Origin of the sequence: Pseudomonas sp. HY7a-MNA-CIBAN-0227 (assembly GCF_040310325.1) — a bacterium.
GTDB lineage: Bacteria > Pseudomonadota > Gammaproteobacteria > Pseudomonadales > Pseudomonadaceae > Aquipseudomonas.
In genome coordinates this window covers 1-256 of sequence record NZ_JBEOPT010000244.1, presented here as the reverse complement: position 1 = coordinate 256, position 256 = coordinate 1, and the positions used below count along the sequence as shown (strand labels likewise).

Annotated in this window: 1 protein-coding gene; it reads left to right on the top strand. The window is 48.4% G+C overall.

What is annotated here, in order from left to right; all coding sequences use genetic code 11:
• On the top strand, nt 1–256 hold a 256-nt coding region (locus AAEZ06_RS27770; RefSeq protein WP_502948067.1), incomplete at both ends, for a class I SAM-dependent methyltransferase.

Sequence of the window (256 nt, the reverse complement as noted above, 5' to 3'; positions counted from 1 at the left end):
CGATATGGCTTGGCTGACGCAGCAAGGTTATGAGGTGATTGGTATCGAGCTGGTCGAGTCGGCGGTAGAGGAGTTTTTTGCTGAACAAGGGATTACTCCTACAGTGACTCAGCCTAGCAATAACGCGGATATTAAACGCTATCAAGGACAATTATCAGGGCAGACTATTGAGCTGTGGGTCGCCGATATTTTTGCGCTGACAAGCGAAGACGTCGGTCAAATTGATGCCGTTTATGATAGAGCAGCACTGATAGCC